This is a genomic window from Sulfurimonas limnophila (assembly GCF_059705345.1).
Genome location: NZ_AP046127.1, coordinates 1,784,559 through 1,797,546 on the forward strand (window position 1 = coordinate 1,784,559; position 12,988 = coordinate 1,797,546).

Below are 12,988 nucleotides of genomic sequence, written 5' to 3' on the forward strand. Positions count from 1 at the left end.
TCTCTTAATAAGTATGAATATCTTGAGGAAACTCTCTTGCTTTAACCTCATCAGCATAATTTTTCAATGCCTCTTTAACTAAAGACGCACCATCTAGGTACTTCTTTACAAACTTTGGCGTAAACTCCTCAAAGAGCCCGAGCATATCAGAAAATACAAGGACTTGCCCATCCACATCTTTACCTGCACCAATTCCGATAACTGGAATCTTTACAGATGCAGCAACTTCGGCAGCCACGTCAGACTTTACACCCTCAATAACCATACAAAAAGCACCAGCTCTCTCTATCGCTTTGGCATCTATTATGAGTTGGTCTCTCTCTTCGTTAGTTTTTCCTTTTACTTTATAACCGCCCTCGCTTCTAAAAGCTTGTGGTAAAAGCCCTATATGTCCGCACACAGCAATTCCATTTGAGCAAAGATGGCTAACTATTTCAGCCTTATCTTCTCCGCCTTCTATCTTTAGAGCATCAGCACTCGACTCTTGAAAAACTTTGATACTGTTTTTTAGGGCGTCCTCTTTATTTGTATAAGTTCCAAAAGGCATATCACAAATTATAAAACTATTTTTCGCGCCATTCGCAACAGCATTTGTATGATATATCATCTGAGAGAGTGTTGCACTTAGAGTATCTTCTCTTCCGGCAAAGCTCATATTTAAGCTATCGCCTACTAAAATCATATCTGCGCTTGGCTCTAAAAGTCTTGCAAAAATAGCATCATAAGCAGTTATCATCACTAAAGGATGTTGCCCTTTGCTCTTTTTGATAGAAGTTATTGTCATTTTTTTTGCCATTTTCAACTCTTTGTTTTAATAAAAAGTATTTTAACTAAAAATAGATATAATTTTGGACTTAGGGGAGAAATATTTTATGGGTGCTAGAAGTGATTTAGATTCTACTTTTGATTATGAAATAGTTGATGAGTTCTTTGATCACTACTCTATGATGGTTGATTCTATGGATGTCATGATTATAGATTTATCAAAACCAAACATGTATGAACAAAGCATTAATGAGCTTTTTCGTGTTTTTCACAATATCAAATCAGCTTCTAGCTACTTAAAGATTACTCAAATGGCAAAACTTGCAACTTTTGTAGAAGATGCACTTGATAATATCAGAACAAAGCATTCAGGCGTTAATGAAGAGACTATAAACTGGCTACTTGAAATTAGCGATATGTTTAATGCTTGGAAAAATGATTTAAAACTTGATAACGAACTAAGCCATATAAAATTTTCTCTACTCAAATTACCTGACTTGGAAAGCAATTGAAAAAATTAGTAGCGTATATCACATCTGGTTATCCAGAAAAATCTTTTAGTATTGATCTAGCATTGGCACTAAGTCAAAATGGTGTTGATACACTTGAACTAGGCGTGCCGTTTTCAGACCCAGTAGCAGATGGCCCTTTAATAGAGTTAGCAAACCAAAGAGCACTTGAATCTGGATTTAAATTTAGAGACCTTATAGAAATTTCTAAAGAAATTGCACCAAAAATAGATACTCTGTGGATGGGATATTTTAATAGTTTTTATCAACAAGATATGCAAAAATTACTCCCATTTGCAAAAGAGATTGGACTAAGTGGATTTATAATCCCAGATTTACCGCATGAAGAGAGTCTTGCATATAATGACTTGTTTGATGTAAATGGACTCTCAAATATCAGTTTTGTAGCACCGACAGATTCTAAAGAGAGAATTGAGCAGATAGTTAAAGAGTCTAAAAAATTTATCTATATGGTAGCTTATACAGGAATCACTGGTTCAGGGGTAGCAGAAGATTTACAGCCAATTTTATCAAATATAAAAGAGTATACACAGACTCCAATATATGTAGGTTTTGGTGTAAATAAAAAAACTGCAAGAGATAAAGTAAAAGGCGCAGATGGCGTAATAGTAGGAAGTGCTTTTGTGGAGATACTTTTAAATGAAACTCTAGGTTATAAAGAGAAAATCAACAACTGTAGTGAACTTGCTAAGATTTTAAAAGATGAGATAAATAGTTGAAGTTTTCAGAATCTCTATTTTAGAAATTTTAATAATTTTCATCTAATTTGAATTGGCGTCTGACACTCTCATTTCAGACCCTACATTTGCTCCCGAACAACCTGATATAAACATCGCTGATACTGCACTTAATATCGCTACTGAAACAAATTTTGATATTAGAATTGGCGATTTTATTTTTTCTGTAAATTCAAATTAGATGAAAATTATGGATTTAAAAGTGGAAAGTATGGTGCGCCCGACACGATTCGAACGTGTGACCGCTGGTACCGCAATTTAGCCCTAAAAATAACAAAATACCAGCAACACTCATAACTTATGGGTTTCAAAATATTTTTATCTTTTCCTATTTTTTAAAAGTATTACAAAGTATTACAAATTTTTAATTAAATTTTGATGAATCAATTCAATAATAATATTTATTTTATTATGTTAAACATTTTCAACTATTTTATTTTTTATATAATTTGCTAAACTCTGTTGAGTTCCTTGAACATCTAAAAATTTAAGTATTTTTGCAGAAGATAATCCAAGATTATAAAGTTCTTGGATTTTATCTTTAAATGGATCGTATTTGCTGGATACTATTTGACCTTTTTTTCTACCTAATTTAACCCCATTAGATTTTAGAACTGCTAATGCTGTCAACGGCGGAGTTAAAATGGGCAGTATGAAAAGCTGCTAAAAAGTAGTTTTTACAACCAAAAGCTTAAAGAAACAAATTAATTTTGTTAAAGTCTCTTTTCAAAAAGTTGAAAGGGGATAAGTGCTTAAAAAAGGTGAAGTAAAAATGATTCATAAAATGCTCAAAGATGGGCTTAGTAAAAGTGCTGTTGCACGAAAATTAGGTATCAACAGAGATACTGTTGCCAAATACGCAAAGCTGCCAGAAGGCTACATTCCCGTTATAAAAAGAGAGGCGGTAGAGACTACAGTAGATCCCTATCTTCCAAACATTGCCAGAATGTTGGAAGAGGCACACAAGCTTGGTGTTGCAATACCAAACACTGCAATCTATGATGAGATTCAAAAGATAGGCTACAGAGGAAGCCTTCGTTGGATGAAGGATATCATATCACGACATGAGCTTCGTCAAAAGGTCAAAGATGAAGAGCCTCTTGTGAGATTTGAAACAAAAAAAGCCCAGCAGATGCAAGTGGATTGGGTAGAGTTTCCAAAAGATGGCTTATCTGCGTTTGTAGCTACCATGGGATACTCCAGAACATCGTATGTTGAATATGTGAGTGATGAAAAAGTAGAGACGCTTATTAAGTGCCATATGAACGCATTTAGCTACTTTGGCGGAGTGCCCCATGAGGGTCTCTATGACAATATGAAGACGGTTATCACTAAGCGTAACGCTTATGGATTTGGTAAGCATAAATTCAATGAACAGTTTCGAGACTTTGCCCAAAAACACTGTGGGATGGAACTTAAAGTCTGCAAGCCATATCGTGCGCAAACAAAGGGAAAAGTAGAAAGATTTAACCACTATTTCAGATACAGTTTTCACAATATTTTTAAAGTAAGACTCTCAATGATGGGGTATAAAATGAGCTTGGAGAACGCCAATGCAGCAGTTATGGATTGGTTGGATTTTACAGCTAACTCCAGAGTACATCAAACAACCTTATATAAACCATTTGACTTGTTGGCAGAGGAGCAATCGCAGTTGCATCCTCTACCTAAGCCTTATTGCGGTGTCCACCCAACAAAAGCTACAGCTCAAAGTGTATCAAAAAATAGCCAAACATCCAATAGAATTACCATCCATATTCCCAACCGCGACTTACAACGCTATGATGAGTTTATACCCGCCGTTGCCTATCTTGTGGTGCCTGCATACGCTATAGGGGGAGCTCTATGGAACTAATCACCAAGATTGAAACGCTTTGTCGGGAGCTACAATTAAATACGTTTGGCGAGATGCACCATGAGCTTAGTAATCGTGCTGCAAAAGAGAACTGGAAATACAGTGAATATTTGTATGAGATGCTCAAATTTGAATCTGACAATAGAGCTAAACGCTCTCGAATTACCCTTACAAAAATGGCGGGGTTTCCCACTATAAAAACACTTGAACAGTTTGATTTTAACTTTACCGTAGGGGTTAATCGAAGACAAGTTGAAGAACTTGCTACACTGGAGTTTGTAAAACGAAACGAGAATATTATCCTTCTTGGGCAATCAGGTGTGGGTAAAACCCACTTAGCTATTGCTCTTGCCTACGGGGCAGTGCAAAAACGGATTAAAGCTCGGTTTATTACCATTTCTGATTTGATTATGCAAATGAGTAATGCCAAAAAAGAGAAACGCTACGACTCTTTTATTCGTCAAGCTATTATGGCACCATCACTCCTTGTAATTGACGAAATAGGTTATTTCCCAATGAGTAAAGAGGACGCTCACCATTTCTTTCAAGTAATCTCCAAACGATACGAAAGAGGAGCAACCATCGTTACGTCAAATTTGGTGTTTAGTCAATGGAGCGGTATATTTGCGAATGACAAAGTGGTGACTACTGCTATACTGGATAGATTACTACACCATTCACACGTCATAAATATACTTGGGGATTCGTATCGTTTAAAAGAGAAAAAAGATGAAGGAGTAGTCAATTCAGACTTATATAAGTTTAAAGAGGAAAAATCAGTAAAAGGAGGAGATTAAACCGTCGTTGCTTAAGGTTACTATTCGTAATATTTTTTACGAAAATCTGCCGAATTTAACTCCGCCGTTGACATCATGATGTTAAACTGTTCACGATCTGCTTCATTTTTTCCAGATCTTTTTTCTGAGAAAATCTTTTCACAGCCGGAAATCTTGAGTTGACTTATCTGGTTCTCAAGATTTTGGCTGGAAGTAGAAACTCTTGCATAACCTACATTCATACTAAATCCTTTGTGTTGAAGTTAGTATTTATGACATATAAAAATCTACTATGTAGTTCAAAATAGAATAAGTTGTAAATTTTTGAATAAATATGCTAAAATGACAGAAACCTGTCATGTAAAAGGATTAATATGCAAGCTGTAAACTACACAAATGCCCGTAACAATCTCAAGACTCTGATTGATGATGCATGTGATAATGATGAAGAAATTATCATAACTACTAAAAATGACAAAAGTGTTGTATTAATTTCACTTGATGAATACAATAGAACCCATGCTGCTTTGAAACGTGAAGTCCAAGAATCAATAAAAGAAATCGAAAGAGGTGATATTATTGGTATTGAAGAAGCTTTTGATAAGGTTCTAGCTAAATATGAAAATTGATTTTTCTCAAAAAGCATATCAAAGGCTTGAGGCATTAGCAGAGTATATTTATCAACAAAGTGGATCAAAAAAAACGACAGCTTCTTATGTAAAAAAGTTGCGTCAATATATTACCCAGACTCTCTATAATTTTCCCCAAGCAGGCAGACCTAGTGAAGAACTAGCACCAAATACTAGAAAATTAGTGTATCAAGGTTTTAGTATTATATACCGTATATCAGATGAACGCATAGAAATCCTCACAATTTATCGTGAAAATCTTTATTGATACTCACTTTTTGATTTTATGTTTTGTTCCAAAAAGAACAGTTTATGGCTTTATCCCAAATATTTTTGCAAGACCTTAACAATATCATCTTCAGTATAAGACTCAGGTATATTGTAATTTGGTATTAAACTTTAATTTCAACTAAAAGATATCCTTAAATTATACACTTAACAAACCTTTCTATATTAGAATATTATAATATAGTTATATTGGAGTTTAAATGAGTGAAGAATGTTATAGAGAAGCGAGCAATAAGAGCGAAGTTAAAAAAGCTAAGAATTTTATTTTTGATAATCATGTAGAGATAGAGAATAAATCGGAAAAATTAGCGCTACTATCTAATAGTGTGAGAATGAAGATTGTATTGCTGCTTAAAAACTTTAATAAGCTTTGTGTATGTGACCTGAGTGAAATATTAGAAGTTAATCAATCTGCAATATCTCAGCATTTACGTAAATTAAAAGATGGTGGGATATTGAATAAATCAAGAGATGGATTAACTATTTACTATTTTATTGATGAATCAAACAATCCTAATTTATCAGGGTTATTAGAAAAAATATTTTTATTCAAGGAGTAACTATGGAGTTTATATTAAATTTTTTACAAAACTTTTGGGAACTATCAATAATGATAGGACTATATGTTTTAATAGGATTAATCTTTGTAGGAATAGTCCACTTATATATCTCTGAAGATTGGATTAAAAAACATTTAGGCGAAGATAATAAATACAGTGCTTTAAAAGGTGCGCTATATGGTATTCCTCTTCCTCTTTGTTCATGTGGTGTAATACCTTTGGCTACAAGTTTAAGACAAAAAGGTGCATCTAAAAAAGCAGTGACAAGTTTTTATATTACAACTCCAATGACAGGTATAGATTCAATAATAGCTACTTATGGTGTATTTGGTCTTCCAATGGCAATCATAAGAGTTATTTCAAGTTTTATTAGTGGAGTTCTTGCAGGTAGTCTTGTAAAAGAATCATATGATGACATTCAAGAAAAAGAAGAGAAAAAATCTTGTTGTAGTTCTTCTTCTTGTTGCTCTTCTTCTAATGAAACACTAAAAGAGAATCAATTTAAAAAAGCATACAATTATGCGATGAATGAAGTTTTTAGTGATATTGCTAAACCAATATTTTACGGTCTAATATTAGCAACTTTATTTATACTTTTAATTCCAAACAATGGTGTTGAGTTTTTAAATGATAATTTATTGATAGCCTATTTTTTGGTCTTTTTAATTGCACTACCTCTATATGTGTGTTCAATTTCAGCCATTCCTATTGCTTTATCAATGTTAGCAGTTGGTGTAAGTCCAGGAGTAGCTTTTATTTTTTTAGCAGCAGCCCCTGCAACAAATATTATTACAGCAGGAATTATAAAGAAGACTCTTGGTAATGATGTGTTAATAGTTTATCTAATATCAATTGTGGCAGTTACAATCTCTTTTGCATTGATGATTGATTTTGTGTTTCCCAAAGAATGGTTTGCATATACATTGGACAGTTTAGAGAATGAATCAAAATCAATACTTGATATTGGTGGAGCTATTATATTCTTGATAACAATGTTTTACTTTGTAGCTAAGCAGTGGATTAACTCTTTAGTTAAATCATAATGTTTACAAGGCTCTTATATTTGGAACACGAAGCACTCATATTAGTTTTCCGTGTTCCACAAAGTGTTCAAAAAGTCTAAATATCAAATTCCCACAAACTCTTAGGAGTTTTGGAACAAATTAAATAGCTTTAAAAGATTATCTAGATACTTATAAAACATGAAATAACTTTTAGCCTCCTGCGAGGACACAAGCTGAACTAATACCTAAAAATATCTTTGATTTTTTTATTGGTAATAGTTTACAGCGTGTCTTCTTGATCGCCAAGTACCAAGAAGCACCAACTTTCTCTAAAAAACTTTTTTATATTTATAATTATCATGTAAAGACAATAAGGATTTACAATGAGCAGCACATTTATGGATATAAAAACAAGCAATAAGCCTAAGACATTTGAAAATAGAATGAAACATAATGCTAGGCTTAAAAATCTTTCAACTTCCAATGACAAAGAATATAAAAATATTATTTTCATTGACAACAGGGAAGATTATAAATTTAAAAACAATATGGCTAAAAATGAGGATAAAGTGCCTTCAAGGTCTGAAATAGGTAAAAGTATATCAAGACTAAGAGATAGGCAAAAAAAGGCTCAAAAACAAGCTACTAAGAATAAACTTCAACTTCAAATTGATTCGCTTATTGAGCTAAGAGATAAAACCATAAATAAAAACCATTTACCTAAGAAAAATTTTGTTGAATTTGTATTTACTGTCACAGACAATCAAAAGTACAGAAGAGATACAGATTATGCCAATGATTTCAATATTATGGTAATGGAGTTTGTAAAAGAAAAATTTTCTAACTTTCAAATAACACTTTCAGCAAATCACCAAGATCAACATTCAAGCCACCAGCATTTAAATGGATATTATGAAAATAACACGATCTCCAATGATTTACAAAGTTCATTTGAAGATGGTCAGTTTCAATATTCAAAAATGCAAGAAGATTTTAATAGTTTTGCCGCCACACATCCAGCACTCAAAAAATATAATCTTGATATCCAGCAGGTTGTAAAAGGTGGTAGAAAAGATTATATAAAATCTTTGCCCAACTTTAAAGCCTTGCAGCAGAGAATGGAGCATAAAGCAAAGATATATGTAGAAAATTTTATAAATTGGGCTAAAAACAAGCATAAAGGCTTCTCCCTTGATAAAGATAAGATTATTGAAGAATTAGCTAAAAAACTCACTGTTTTAAAGCAAGAATCACTTGAAAATGAGACTATCCCCAAGCACTTCCAAGATATGCTTTTACAAAATAAAAAATTCTCATATAAAACTGAGACTATGGAAGAGGATTTAAGATCGTATGAAGCCAGCCTATCTAATGCAGAAAATAAGATAAATTTTATTTCTCAAAAATACCAAATTTTGCAAGCTGAAAAAGATAAACTGCTGACTGTTTTAGAAGAGTATGAGCAAAAAGGCTTATCTGCTAATGAACTAAATGGAGTTCATTAGCAGATATGATTGCAGGTTAAAATTTGAAATTTTTACTTTTTTTCACTCATATTTGTTTGAAAAATAAATAATATGTATTTACTGCAGTTGCTCCGGCAACTGCAAACAAAAGTATGTTTGTAATACTAAAAATATTATTTTTACTTTTCTCTATATCTTCCACCCTATTTTTTAAATTATTTATCCCTTTCCCTGCCACTTCAACAGCATCTAAATTTTCAATGCCCCTTTCATCTAATTTATCGATCCATTTTTTAGCTGTTTTATCTATACTGTTTTTTTCATATAATAAATCTTCTGTCAATTTTTTCATTCCATAAACAATTTTTTTTAATTCAAGATCAATATCTTCAATTATTTTCATTTTTTTATCTATATTATCAAAGTCAAAATAATCAAATCTGGTCAGCACGTTGCTTTTAATGGCTTTACTGTATTGTTCTAAGGTCTTTTTGATATCTTCTAAATCTTTTGGAAACACTTTGTAAATAGCTGCACTAACTGCCTTTTTTATTTGTGCTTCACATAAAACATTATTTGGTTTACTATCTTGTAGCGTATTCTTTCTTGTATCTGGTAAATTGTTGTCTAAATCATTCATAACTAAATCCTTTTTGGCTTGTGGCCTTTGGATAGTAATTATAAAAATAAATTTAGTTTTTGAAAAAAAAGTATATAATTTTGTTAAACATATTTAACTAATTGGATTTTATTATGAAAGATATCTATTGTAGATTGAACTTATCCCTAAAAGAATTTGAGATTTTGGATGTTTATGTTTCTTCTTTGATTGATGAAATTGAATATCAACATTCAGAGTATGCAGAAGATCGTAAAGAAGATATTGAAGTATTAAAAAATATACTTAATAATGTTAAACACATTAAAGTATCAAATAAAAAATTTGAAGCACCAAAAAAAGCAAATCTTGCAAGGGTTTCTAAAAGTAGAATGAAAATTCAAGATGCTTATGAACAACTAAAAAAAGAGAATAAAAAAATCACTATTTATTAATAGCTCAACAAGCTGATATTTCATATGTAACTGCGGCAAAACATAAAGATATTTTTAAAGAAAATTTAGTTTAATATGTTTAACATTTTTAAATAAAAAAATCATATTGTACTTTTTTCATTGCTTTATTTAATAACCCAACATTGATATTGTTACCATAATCATCAGCAGTAATTTTAAATTCATTACTATGGCCTACAAGGGAGGCTATATGCTCAATTCTTACATCTGCCTGTAATAATGTATCAATAAAGTTGGCACGTATACGGTGTAGTGTTCTTTTACTATTGATTGTTATATGTTCTCTATTTATATCAGTAAAATTTCTACTAAAATCTGTATTTGAAATCTCAAAAATTTCAACATCATCCTTAGTGTTTTTAATATAATCCAAGAAGCCATGTTTTATTAAATGCTCGTGGATTGGAATTGTACGAATGCTGTTTAAATTTTTAGTGTCTTTTTCATCTGTAATATCTATTTTAAAACAATATGTGTCATCTACTTTTACAACATCTGACTTTAAAAGCCTAGTTGTTTCAGAGATTCTAAACCCTTGTAAAATTGCAATGAGCAAGATATATTTGGTTTCTAAATCTTCACTGTTTAGAGCATATTTATATATTTTTTCAAGTTCCTCATTGCTATAAGTCTCTTTTTTTAACTTAATCATTTCCATTTTTGTAAGTTTTAGCTTATCCAACTCTATTAGATCACTTGTATAGCTGTATTTTTTGCAATATCTTAAAAATTCATTTATGGTATCTATATATCTATTTGCTGTACGTGTAGAAAGCAGTGGTACTTCTGTATATGTAATAATCTCTTTTAGTTTTAGAGGATTATATACATTGTTTCCTCTATATTTGACTGGTATTTTTCTTAAAAGTAAGATCAAATTACTAAAATCTCTAATATCAAGACTGTAAATATCTATATTATCCTTTGTTGTTTCTGCTTTGACATCAGATAATATAACCTTATCATCAAAATACATTATTAATAGTTGCAAAGCTGTTTTATGTTTATCATGAGTATCTTTACTCCAATGATTATTTTCTGCTGTATGCTCAACAAATTTAGCATATATATCTTTTAGGTAATAATGTTTTGTTGTCTTATTAGCTTTTACAACAGGAGTGTTTATAATTTTTACTGGTCTTGGTTGTCTATATGCACTAGTGTCAATTTTTTGAGAAATAATTTTTAGGTTGTTTATATGTGATCGCAATAATAAAACACTTACTTTTTCAAAATCTTCATTATCATATTCCAATTTTAAAGTGCTTAATATTTGTTTTGCTTCTGATTCTACTTTGTCATAAGTATCAGTTTCATATGCAGATTGAAAACTTTGGATTGTATCTTCAATTAATAGTGCAAAAACTGCATCTTCTGGATTTGATATGCTGTATAAATCATTTTCTGTTTCTTCTAATTTTGTGTCTGTGAAATCAATTACAAGCTCTTTTAACACTGTTTCTTCTATATTCATACTTATGCTCTGCCTTATGTAGTTGAACTTGTTTAAAAGGATTTTAGCATATCTTTTAGCAGTGTTTATATTATTTGTTTCCAGGCTTTTAACATACAATCTTTTATGTGTGAAATAAATGCTCATACAAGCAGTGATGTTAACTCTAAAATAGTAAGTTTTATTTCTCTGATAGATATATTTCAATGTTTTTTTTATAAAAATTTTTGAAAAGTATTACAAAGTATTACAAAGTATTACAAATATTGGATTATTTTTGGGGGTTAGTGGCTGAAATGCCTAAATTATGGTGCGCCCGACATGATTCGAACATGTGACCGCTGGTACCGCAAACCAGTGCTCTATCCAGCTGAGCTACGAGCGCACACCATCTCTATTAAAGAGGATGAAATTATAGCACTCTTAACTTATATAATAATAAATCTGTCTTAAACTTCTAATGTTTTTGTTATTTCTTCTATTTTTTGTTCTTGAAGGTATAGCTCATAATTTTTACGCACATAAGCTTGAAGCAGTTGTTTTATATCATTATTTCCATCTAAATTAAAATCTTTTTTCATCTCTTTTTCTAAAAAAGCAGCAAATTGGTCATCTAAATCTACGTCAAAACGGCGACCGCCTATATTTAACCCTAATTTTTTACTCATCTACTTACGCCATAATACTTTCTAGTTTATCTACAATTGACTCTATTTCAGAATCTTTAAGTGCATTTTGTTCTATAAGTTTAGCTATCTCTTGGCTCTTTAGTTCACTCTCTGCTTTTAGTCTTACACTCTCTAATCTTAGTGTCTCGTTTTCTTCTTTTAGTGCTTTATATTTTTCTACTATTGTTACTATTTTATCGCTTAATCTTGCTAAAGTTGTCTGTTCTTGCATAAAAAAATCCTATCTTGATTATATAAACACAATTCTATCATAATTTGCAATTTATCAATTACCATTTAATTTGCTAAATTACAAATATAATAAAAAGAAAATGTTTGACTTGTTACAATAGGGGAAAATTACTCTTGTAACGATAAAAACAGGGTATCTTTAAAAAATAAAGGAAGTTTATGAAAAGAGTTGTTATAAAAGTTGGAACAGCCGTTTTAACACAAAATAACAAGATTGCCAAAGAACGTATGCTAAATCTAGTTAGGCTAATTTCTAAATTAAGAGACAAATATGATGTTGTTTTAGTAACATCTGGCGCAGTTGCCGCTGGGTATTCTGCACTCAAATTAGATAAAAGAAAACAGATAGGGAAAAAAGCTCTCGCAGCTGCTGGTCAGCCTATTTTAATGACTGCATATAAAAAGAAATTTGATATTTATGATATTACAACAGCACAAATTTTACTTACAGAAGATGATTTTGACTCAAGAACAAGAACAAAAATGTTTCAAGAAATTATTGATGCTCATTTAGAAAATGGGATTTTACCAATCGTAAATGAAAACGATATTACCTCTACGCCAGAGCAGTTATTTGGCGACAACGACCAACTATCTGCGAATGTTGCTCACGCTGTTGAATCAGATCTTTTAGTTATACTTAGTGATATTGATGGCTATTATGATAAAAATCCGCAAGAGTTTAATGATGCAAAAATCTATAAATTTATCAATGAAATTCCAGAGAATCTGCTTGTTGATGCATCTACGCCAAATAATGAATTTGCAACTGGTGGGATAGTAACAAAATTAAAAGCTGCTGATTTTTTGATAAAGCATAAACGTAAAATGTTTTTATGTAGTGGGTTTGATCTTAGTGCTGCTGAATCTTATCTTTTGGAAGACAAACATACACTTGGAACTCTATTTGAACCAAAAAATAGTTAGTTCT

The 12,988-nt window shown here is 31.3% G+C and carries 18 protein-coding genes and 1 tRNA gene; 11 read left to right on the forward strand and 8 right to left on the reverse strand.

Annotated elements, in window-relative coordinates; genetic code table 11:
* Nucleotides 1-4 precede the first annotated feature (4 nt).
* Nucleotides 5-796, reverse strand: a complete 792-nt coding sequence (panB, locus tag AC6H33_RS08990; protein WP_497604547.1) for a 3-methyl-2-oxobutanoate hydroxymethyltransferase — start codon at nt 794-796, stop codon at nt 5-7.
* A gap of 52 nt (nt 797-848) precedes the next feature.
* On the opposite strand from panB, the gene AC6H33_RS08995 reads away from it, so the two are divergent.
* Nucleotides 849-1,277, forward strand: a complete 429-nt coding sequence (locus AC6H33_RS08995) for an Hpt domain-containing protein (protein ID WP_497604548.1) — start codon at nt 849-851, stop codon at nt 1,275-1,277.
* Nucleotides 1,274-2,014: a tryptophan synthase subunit alpha gene (trpA, locus tag AC6H33_RS09000; RefSeq protein ID WP_497604549.1), complete on the forward strand. Its 741-nt coding sequence runs from the start codon at nt 1,274-1,276 to the stop codon at nt 2,012-2,014. Before AC6H33_RS08995 ends, trpA begins: the two co-directional genes overlap by 4 nt.
* A gap of 432 nt (nt 2,015-2,446) precedes the next feature.
* Here the strand turns inward: trpA and AC6H33_RS09005 are convergent, their stop codons facing one another.
* The gene (locus AC6H33_RS09005) at nt 2,447-2,662 is read right to left on the reverse strand and encodes a hypothetical protein (RefSeq protein WP_497604550.1); all 216 of its coding nucleotides are present in this window, start codon (nt 2,660-2,662) and stop codon (nt 2,447-2,449) included.
* A 118-nt stretch (nt 2,663-2,780) separates the two neighbouring features.
* Here AC6H33_RS09005 and istA point away from each other — a divergent pair, with 118 nt between their 5' ends.
* Complete coding sequence (gene istA, locus AC6H33_RS09010) at nt 2,781-3,887, forward strand: IS21 family transposase (protein WP_497604551.1); 1,107 nt, start codon at nt 2,781-2,783, stop codon at nt 3,885-3,887.
* The gene (gene istB / locus AC6H33_RS09015) at nt 3,878-4,684 is read left to right on the forward strand and encodes an IS21-like element helper ATPase IstB (RefSeq protein WP_497604552.1); all 807 of its coding nucleotides are present in this window, start codon (nt 3,878-3,880) and stop codon (nt 4,682-4,684) included. The genes istA and istB overlap by 10 nt, the downstream gene beginning before the upstream one ends.
* A 20-nt stretch (nt 4,685-4,704) precedes the next feature.
* On the opposite strand, the gene AC6H33_RS09020 is transcribed toward istB, so the two are convergent.
* A complete protein-coding gene (locus AC6H33_RS09020; RefSeq protein WP_497604553.1) occupies nt 4,705-4,905 on the reverse strand; it encodes a recombinase family protein in 201 nt (66 codons plus the stop codon).
* A 132-nt stretch (nt 4,906-5,037) separates the two neighbouring features.
* Here AC6H33_RS09020 and AC6H33_RS09025 point away from each other — a divergent pair, with 132 nt between their 5' ends.
* From AC6H33_RS09025 to AC6H33_RS09045, 5 genes are all read left to right on the forward strand, one after another.
* The gene (locus tag AC6H33_RS09025; RefSeq protein WP_415396262.1) at nt 5,038-5,292 is read left to right on the forward strand and encodes a type II toxin-antitoxin system Phd/YefM family antitoxin; all 255 of its coding nucleotides are present in this window, start codon (nt 5,038-5,040) and stop codon (nt 5,290-5,292) included.
* The gene (locus AC6H33_RS09030; RefSeq protein ID WP_497604554.1) at nt 5,282-5,560 is read left to right on the forward strand and encodes a type II toxin-antitoxin system RelE/ParE family toxin; all 279 of its coding nucleotides are present in this window, start codon (nt 5,282-5,284) and stop codon (nt 5,558-5,560) included. The genes AC6H33_RS09025 and AC6H33_RS09030 overlap by 11 nt, the downstream gene beginning before the upstream one ends.
* 220 nt (nt 5,561-5,780) lie before the next feature.
* The gene (locus AC6H33_RS09035; protein ID WP_497604555.1) at nt 5,781-6,140 is read left to right on the forward strand and encodes an ArsR/SmtB family transcription factor; all 360 of its coding nucleotides are present in this window, start codon (nt 5,781-5,783) and stop codon (nt 6,138-6,140) included.
* Between the two features lie 2 nt (nt 6,141-6,142).
* Nucleotides 6,143-7,183, forward strand: a complete 1,041-nt coding sequence (locus AC6H33_RS09040) for an SO_0444 family Cu/Zn efflux transporter (protein WP_497604556.1) — start codon at nt 6,143-6,145, stop codon at nt 7,181-7,183.
* A 359-nt stretch (nt 7,184-7,542) separates the two neighbouring features.
* On the forward strand, nt 7,543-8,649 hold the full coding sequence (locus AC6H33_RS09045) for a hypothetical protein (protein ID WP_497604557.1): 1,107 nt from the start codon (nt 7,543-7,545) through the stop codon (nt 8,647-8,649).
* A 46-nt stretch (nt 8,650-8,695) separates the two neighbouring features.
* Here the strand turns inward: AC6H33_RS09045 and AC6H33_RS09050 are convergent, their stop codons facing one another.
* Nucleotides 8,696-9,250 carry a hypothetical protein gene (locus AC6H33_RS09050; protein WP_497604558.1) on the reverse strand — a complete coding sequence of 185 codons (555 nt, stop codon included), beginning with the start codon at nt 9,248-9,250 and terminating at the stop codon, nt 8,696-8,698.
* Nucleotides 9,251-9,363: 113 nt separating this feature from the next.
* Here AC6H33_RS09050 and AC6H33_RS09055 point away from each other — a divergent pair, with 113 nt between their 5' ends.
* Entirely contained in the window at nt 9,364-9,663 is a 300-nt protein-coding gene (locus tag AC6H33_RS09055) for a hypothetical protein (RefSeq protein WP_497604559.1), read from the forward strand.
* 88 nt (nt 9,664-9,751) lie between these two features.
* Here AC6H33_RS09055 and AC6H33_RS09060 read toward each other — a convergent pair whose 3' ends face one another.
* The 4 genes from AC6H33_RS09060 to AC6H33_RS09075 form a co-directional block, all read right to left on the reverse strand.
* Nucleotides 9,752-11,158 carry a tyrosine-type recombinase/integrase gene (locus tag AC6H33_RS09060; RefSeq protein ID WP_497604560.1) on the reverse strand — a complete coding sequence of 469 codons (1,407 nt, stop codon included), beginning with the start codon at nt 11,156-11,158 and terminating at the stop codon, nt 9,752-9,754.
* A 287-nt stretch (nt 11,159-11,445) separates the two neighbouring features.
* Nucleotides 11,446-11,522, reverse strand: a tRNA-Arg gene (locus AC6H33_RS09065).
* Nucleotides 11,523-11,586: 64 nt separating this feature from the next.
* Nucleotides 11,587-11,805: a hypothetical protein gene (locus tag AC6H33_RS09070; protein WP_497604561.1), complete on the reverse strand. Its 219-nt coding sequence runs from the start codon at nt 11,803-11,805 to the stop codon at nt 11,587-11,589.
* Nucleotides 11,806-11,809: 4 nt separating this feature from the next.
* Nucleotides 11,810-12,037, reverse strand: coding sequence for a hypothetical protein (locus tag AC6H33_RS09075; protein ID WP_497604562.1), 228 nt, complete (start codon nt 12,035-12,037; stop codon nt 11,810-11,812).
* Nucleotides 12,038-12,216: 179 nt separating this feature from the next.
* Here AC6H33_RS09075 and proB point away from each other — a divergent pair, with 179 nt between their 5' ends.
* Nucleotides 12,217-12,984 (forward strand): glutamate 5-kinase, encoded by a 768-nt coding sequence (proB, locus tag AC6H33_RS09080; protein ID WP_497604563.1) that lies wholly within the window; start codon nt 12,217-12,219, stop codon nt 12,982-12,984.
* Nucleotides 12,985-12,988: the final 4 nt, after the last annotated feature.